General features: G+C 27.0%; 5 protein-coding genes. 4 read left to right on the top strand and 1 reads right to left on the bottom strand.

All coding sequences use genetic code 11. The features are described 5' to 3' along the window. Positions 1-142: 142 nt before the first annotated feature. From B5E79_RS12985 to tnpC, 4 genes are all read left to right on the top strand, one after another. Positions 143-2,566 (top strand): hypothetical protein, encoded by a 2,424-nt coding sequence (locus tag B5E79_RS12985; RefSeq protein ID WP_087298332.1) that lies wholly within the window; start codon positions 143-145, stop codon positions 2,564-2,566. A 243-nt stretch (positions 2,567-2,809) separates the two neighbouring features. Then, positions 2,810-3,145 (top strand): IS66 family insertion sequence element accessory protein TnpA, encoded by a 336-nt coding sequence (tnpA, locus tag B5E79_RS12980; protein ID WP_087298331.1) that lies wholly within the window; start codon positions 2,810-2,812, stop codon positions 3,143-3,145. Beyond that, a complete protein-coding gene (gene tnpB, locus B5E79_RS12975; RefSeq protein ID WP_087298330.1) occupies positions 3,139-3,495 on the top strand; it encodes an IS66 family insertion sequence element accessory protein TnpB in 357 nt (118 codons plus the stop codon). Before tnpA ends, tnpB begins: the two co-directional genes overlap by 7 nt. Positions 3,496-3,565: 70 nt before the next feature. After that, the gene (gene tnpC / locus B5E79_RS12970) at positions 3,566-5,173 is read left to right on the top strand and encodes an IS66 family transposase (RefSeq protein ID WP_087298329.1); all 1,608 of its coding nucleotides are present in this window, start codon (positions 3,566-3,568) and stop codon (positions 5,171-5,173) included. Between the two features lie 90 nt (positions 5,174-5,263). Here tnpC and B5E79_RS12965 read toward each other — a convergent pair whose 3' ends face one another. Continuing rightward, positions 5,264-6,244 (bottom strand): ATP-grasp domain-containing protein, encoded by a 981-nt coding sequence (locus tag B5E79_RS12965; RefSeq protein WP_087298328.1) that lies wholly within the window; start codon positions 6,242-6,244, stop codon positions 5,264-5,266. Positions 6,245-6,309: the final 65 nt, after the last annotated feature.

The raw sequence follows: 6,309 nt of genomic DNA, 5'->3' as shown, positions 1-6,309 counted from the left end.
TACATTTGTTTCGTTCTTTTTCATATAATTTCCTCCTTATTTTCAAATACATATTTTGTCAAAAATTATATGAAAACTAAATACTTATTGCTACTTAATTAACGATAATTCTTAATTATAATTAGTAAAGAGGTATTAATTTATGGGTGAGAAAATTATTGATAGGGACATTGAATGTGATAAAATATGTAATTTGTTTAATAGTGATAAATACAATGTTTTTTTTGTATATTCAAAAACGGGTGTTGGAAAAAGTTTCTTAACGAAAGAGCTAAGTTACAGATTTTCTGCTAATAAAACCTGTATAAATATAATAAATACACAAAAAAATAATAGTTCTAAAGACAATGAAGGCGAATTTATATCTTCAATTTTTAATACTTTTGTTAGATATATGTATAATAATAAAGCTGATTTGAAAAAGAGAACATTTGAATATTTTTTAAAAAAGAATAAATCAATAAAAAAGAAGTCAATAGAAAAATTAATGAGTAGCATTGATTATAATTCTATAAAAAGAACTACTTTTTTAAATATCGTTAAACATTTTGTTAATAAAATATTTAAAACTTTCGAATACAATGAAGAAGGATATTTTAATTTAAATGATAAAGATACACTGATAATTGCTTACAATTATATAATATATGTTTTGAATTTTGGTGATGTTTTTTGGAGTATAGATAATTTCCAAAATATAGACTCTTATAGCAAACAATTATTGCGTGAAATTATCTCGTTACAACCCAAGACGAACATTACAATTATCGAATATACAATAGTTAACGATTCAGATTATACAGAATTAATAGAAATAAATTCAAATTATAAATTAATAGGAATAAATTCTACATTGTTTGAATTGCCAAATATGGACAGTTCTGAAATAAATGAAATCTTGGATACAATTAAAGTAAATATTGCACATGAATATATATTTTTCTATGATGCAAAACAATATTATCTTAATGAAAGTGATGGTAACTTATTTAAACTTATAGAATATAAAATCACATATAATACAAAGCATGATTATAGTGATCCTATAATAAAAAAAATAAATTCATTAACTCCTGATCAAAAATATATTTTATATCTTATTGCTTTATCAGGAGGAAAAATTAGTAAAATTCAACTCGATAATATTATTAATCGTTCTAAAAATATAGTAATTGTTTGTTATAATGAGCAATACTCTAAATTAATAAATGATGTACATTTACTTCAAGAAAGTCAAGGTTTTGTGAATTTCACTCATGCTTCAATATTGGATACGATAAATAAATATAATGATTTAAAAAATCCGCAAGTTTTATTAGCATATAGAAATTTAACAGAATATCATTCGATAAAGATGACATCAGATATAATAGATATTAATCACAAGTTTGAGTCTATTAATCTTATTTTAAATTTAACATATAGATATAATCCAAAAGAAATAATTCAATATTTAAAGATTACAATACCATATTTATACGAAAAAATTTCTCCTGTTTCATTAATGAAATATATTTTTAGATACATAGAATTTATTAAAAACGATTTTGATAATAAACTTGATGAATTATATTTTATTATGAGATTTTGTTTTAATTATTATCTTTATCAAGAATGTTTACAAATCATTAATATTATAAAATCAAAGTCATCTAACTACTCTATATATTTATTAAATGTGTATGAAATAAATGCATTAGAATATTTAGAAAATCATAATATGGTTATTCAAAAATGTGAAAATTTAATAAAACAAGATATTTCAGACAAAGAAAAATATATATATTATTTATTATTAATTGGTAGTTATAGATCTATAAATCTTAAAGATAAAAGTATATTCTATGCACATGAAATACAAAAAATCAAAGATTATCAATCATATAATGAATATGGTATATACTTAAGACTAACTGAAACATATATGGAAAGAGAGGAAGCTTTACCATATTTAAAAAAGAGTATAAAACATTTTATTAAAACAAATGATGTATTTAATGAGATTAAATCACGTATTACTTATTCTTTTTTATTAGCTGTAACCCAAGATATACAAAGTGCTAAAGATGAATTAGAGATTGCAAAAAACAAGTCTAAGGAAAACAATTTTTTAAATTTTAGCATTGTATTTTTGCTTAATCAATCTGCTTTAGATATTTTAAACAATGAATATGGCTTATCTGTTGAAAGCAATTTACAACAGGCCGAAATTTCAACTAACAGTCCATATGATAAGCTATTAATTGTTACTTTAAGATTAATTAATGCTGTTGAAAGTAAGTATAAGTCAATTATCCCATCATTAATTTTAAAAATAAATGAATATATACAATATGAAAGTGATAAGCATTTACTTGCACTTGTAATGTATAATTTATTTCTTTATTATTCTATCTTAAATGATGAAAAAAATAAAAACAAGTATCTTGAATTTGCACAACAATATGCTCATTATAATACTACAGTAAGATATAAATTAGTAGGTAAAATAAATAGTAAACAATCAGCGTTATTTAATATAAAATGGGTTGTTGGTTTCACATTTTTTTGGAATGTAGATATCTAGATAATCTTAATATTATATTGTAGACTTTAAATCTTTAAGTTTACTTTATGGCTATTTGCCAAAAGGTTATAAAATTATTTATACGATTTTAAAAAGGAGGAAAATCCGTAAGCGCAAAATAATATACTGTATTTTAATTTATAAAACTAGTATTCATAATTATAGTAATTAGGAGTCTAAAATAACTATAATATAGTTTTTTGATTTTTTATACTTCTAAAAAAACTATAAGGAGGATCCAAGATGAATGTAAAAAACATTAATGATGAAGTCAAGATGCAACAGTGGATTGGCAGAATTAAAGAATGCAGAGAAAGCGGAAAAACTGTTAAATCCTGGTGTAAAGAAAATGGTATCTGTGAACAAACATATTATGCCTGGCTAAAGAAGATAAGAACTCTCGCTGTTGAAAATGGAATGGTTCCAAATGTTCATTCCTTTGTTCCTGTGCCATTAGAAAACAAGAATGAAAATGATTATGATGTCATTTGTATTACAAAAGGAAAAATAAAAATTGAATTGCCATCTAATATAAATGAATCTACTCTCATGAACATGATTAAACTGTTACTATGCTAGGCGATATTTCTAAGGCCGATCAAATATACATTGTCACCGGCTATACAGACATGAGAAAAAGCATTGATGGATTAGCCATCCTTGTTCAACAGAACTTTAATCTTGATCCCTGCACCAATACATTGTTTCTGTTCTGTGGAAGAGGATCATCCAAAATAAAGGCATTATACTGGGAAGAAGATGGTTTTGTCCTTCTGTATAAAAGATTGGAAAACGGAAAGTTTAAATGGCCACGCAATGAACAAGAAGCGAGATTATTAACTGCTCAGCAGTTTCGTTGGTTAATGGAAGGATTGGATATCGAACAGAAGAAGGTCATAAAAAAAGCTGCTCCAAAATTAGTCATATAGTGACATAAAACAAAGCAATCATGGCTATTTTATGGTATAATATGAACATAGAGATGGAGGGGTGAAAAAGATGAACAGTGAACAATTATTAGAACTGACAGCTCAAATTTCAACCCTTAATTCAATGCTCGTTTCTTTGCAGAAAGACAGCGAGAAAATGTGTAAAGAAAATGAACGTTTACGTGAAGAGTATGAATCATTAAAAAATGATTATAAAAATCTAAAAGAAGAAAATGATTATTTAAAGAGAAAGTTGTTTGGACGAAGCAGTGAGAAATCTGCTGTTTTAAACGTAGGACAGCTTTCTCTTTTTGATGAAGCTGAAATGGAATGTGATCCTGAACTGAAGGAAGAAATTACATATCAACGTGCAAAACGCAAAAGACAGAAAGAAGATATTAAAGCCAAACTGGATCAACTTCCACAAATAGATATCAATTATACCTTGGAAGATGAACATCAAATTTGTCCATCTTGTGGAAGCAGGCTCAAAAAAGTAGGAAAAAAACTGATAAGAAGAGAATTAAATTACATTCCAGCAAAATTGGAAGTTCACAACATCTATCAAACGACATATGAATGTCGTACATGTAAAAAAGGAAACAAACCATACATGTATAATGCACCAATAGATGCACCGGTCATACCGCATTCATATGCGACGTCTGAAAGTGTTGCACAGGTCATGGTTGATAAGTATGTTAATTGTATGCCGCTTTATAGACAGGAGCAGGAATGGAAAAGACTGGGATTTCAGTTAAGCAGAGCAACGATGGCCAATTGGATCATTATCGCATCCAACGAATGGCTCACACCAATAAAGGAAAGAATGCATGAATTGCTTCTGGAAGAAAACTATACCCATGCAGATGAAAGTCCGGTTCAGGTATTAAATGAAACTGGCAGAAAGAACACAACAAAATCATATATGTGGGTCTATGCAACCATAAAGGAATCGAAACATCCAATCAGAATATTTGATTATACGCCTACAAGAGCGGGCTATAATCCAAAAAGATTTCTGAATGGGTTTAAAGGATATGTCATAACAGATGGATATCAGGCATATGAAACTTTAGATTCGGTTGTCAATGTTTTTTGTTGGGCACATGCAAGACGAAAGTTTTCCGAAGCAATCATAAGTGGAACAAAAAATGTGGATGAAACGATAGCTGGAAAAGCATTAAATAAAATAAAAGAATTATTTGTAATCGAACGTGAAATAGAAACTCTGAAACCTGAAGAAAAGAGAGAAATGCGCCAAAAAAGAGCAAAACCTCTAGTAGAAGAGTTCTTTTCATGGTGCGATAAAAATCAGAAAGCCGTATTGACAGGATCAAAGACATATAAAGCTCTACAATATGCATTAAAACATAGAGAAGGATTGAGCGAATATCTGGAGGATGGTTTACTTCCAATGACAAATTCGCTTGATGAAAGAACAATAAGATTGTTTGCGGTAGGTCGAAAGAATTGGCTATTTAGTACATCAACAGAGGGAGCCCAAGCAAGTGCAACCGTGTATTCAATAATTCAAACGGCAAAAGCAAATGGTCTGGACCCATACAAATATTTAACATACATATTTAAATATTTACCTGGGCATGATATTAAGGAACAAGCAAATGTTGACCATTTCTTACCTTGGAATAAACATATTCAGGAAGAATGCAAATAACTCATATAATAATTGGCATTATACCATTTATTATATGAGTTTTTAAATACAGTATATTATTTTGCGCTTACGAAAATCCCTCCTTTTTTATTATTTGTTTTCATTATAATTATCTAAACATATTTGAATTAATACATCAAGCATATCATCATACGTATAATTATTATATTTAAAAGCAGAACTCATAAAACATTCTTTATGTAGGCTGCAATCAGAAGATAATTCAATTACATAAAAATTATTGTTTTCCCATTTTCCATCGATTCTCATTAAATCAACTTTACCTAATTCTAAGAATATTTTCTTTGCTTCATTAATAAATTGATTTGGAAATTCATTAGTTATAATTTTTCTTGTCACTTTACTTTTTTTATTTTTCTTTGATTCAAAGCCCCAAATTTTTGATCCAACAATTTCATCATTTAATAGCAACTCAACTGCTTCACATAAACGTATATTTTTTGTGGTTCCTGCTAAACAGATAGATATTTCTCTTCCATCAATAAACTGCTCAACAAGTATCGGTCTATATTTTTTTAAAATTTTTTTTGCAAGAGTGATAGCTTCTTCTTTATTATTGGCAATATTATTATCACTTATTCCAACAGATGATCCCTCATTACTTGGTTTAATAATACACGGAAAAAAATCTATGTAATCAATTCTTTTTAATTCATCAAAAGTTTTAATTTCAATGTATTTTGGTATTTTAAACATATAATTTTCTAAATACAATTTAGATAAATATTTATCTTGGCACAAAGCTTGTACATACGTATCAGCTCCAATATATTTGATTTGATACGCTTCACATATTGAAGATAAATAGCTTCTTTTATTTCTAGAGTGGGGCCCACCCCATAATGTTGAAAATACAATATCATTTTTATGCTTTTTTATATTATCTAAAAATTGCTGGGGGTTTAGATAATGAACAACATCATAATTTTTATTTTTTAAACATCTAATTATATTTTGTGTAACTGTTTTAGACGAAAAATCAAAACTTGTTGCATAAAAATCATTCTTTGGATTTACTTCTTTTTCTTCAGCAATAACTACTATTCTCATATTTAAATTACCTCCTTCTTTTATATAAATGTAACTATCGATAATTAAGAATTATCGTTAATTAA

Origin of the sequence: Massilimicrobiota sp. An134, assembly GCF_002160815.1 — a bacterium.
Lineage (GTDB): Bacteria > Bacillota_I > Bacilli_A > Erysipelotrichales > Coprobacillaceae > Allocoprobacillus > Allocoprobacillus merdigallinarum.
Note: the sequence above shows the minus strand (reverse complement) of the source record. Positions and strands in the feature narration are given on the sequence as shown.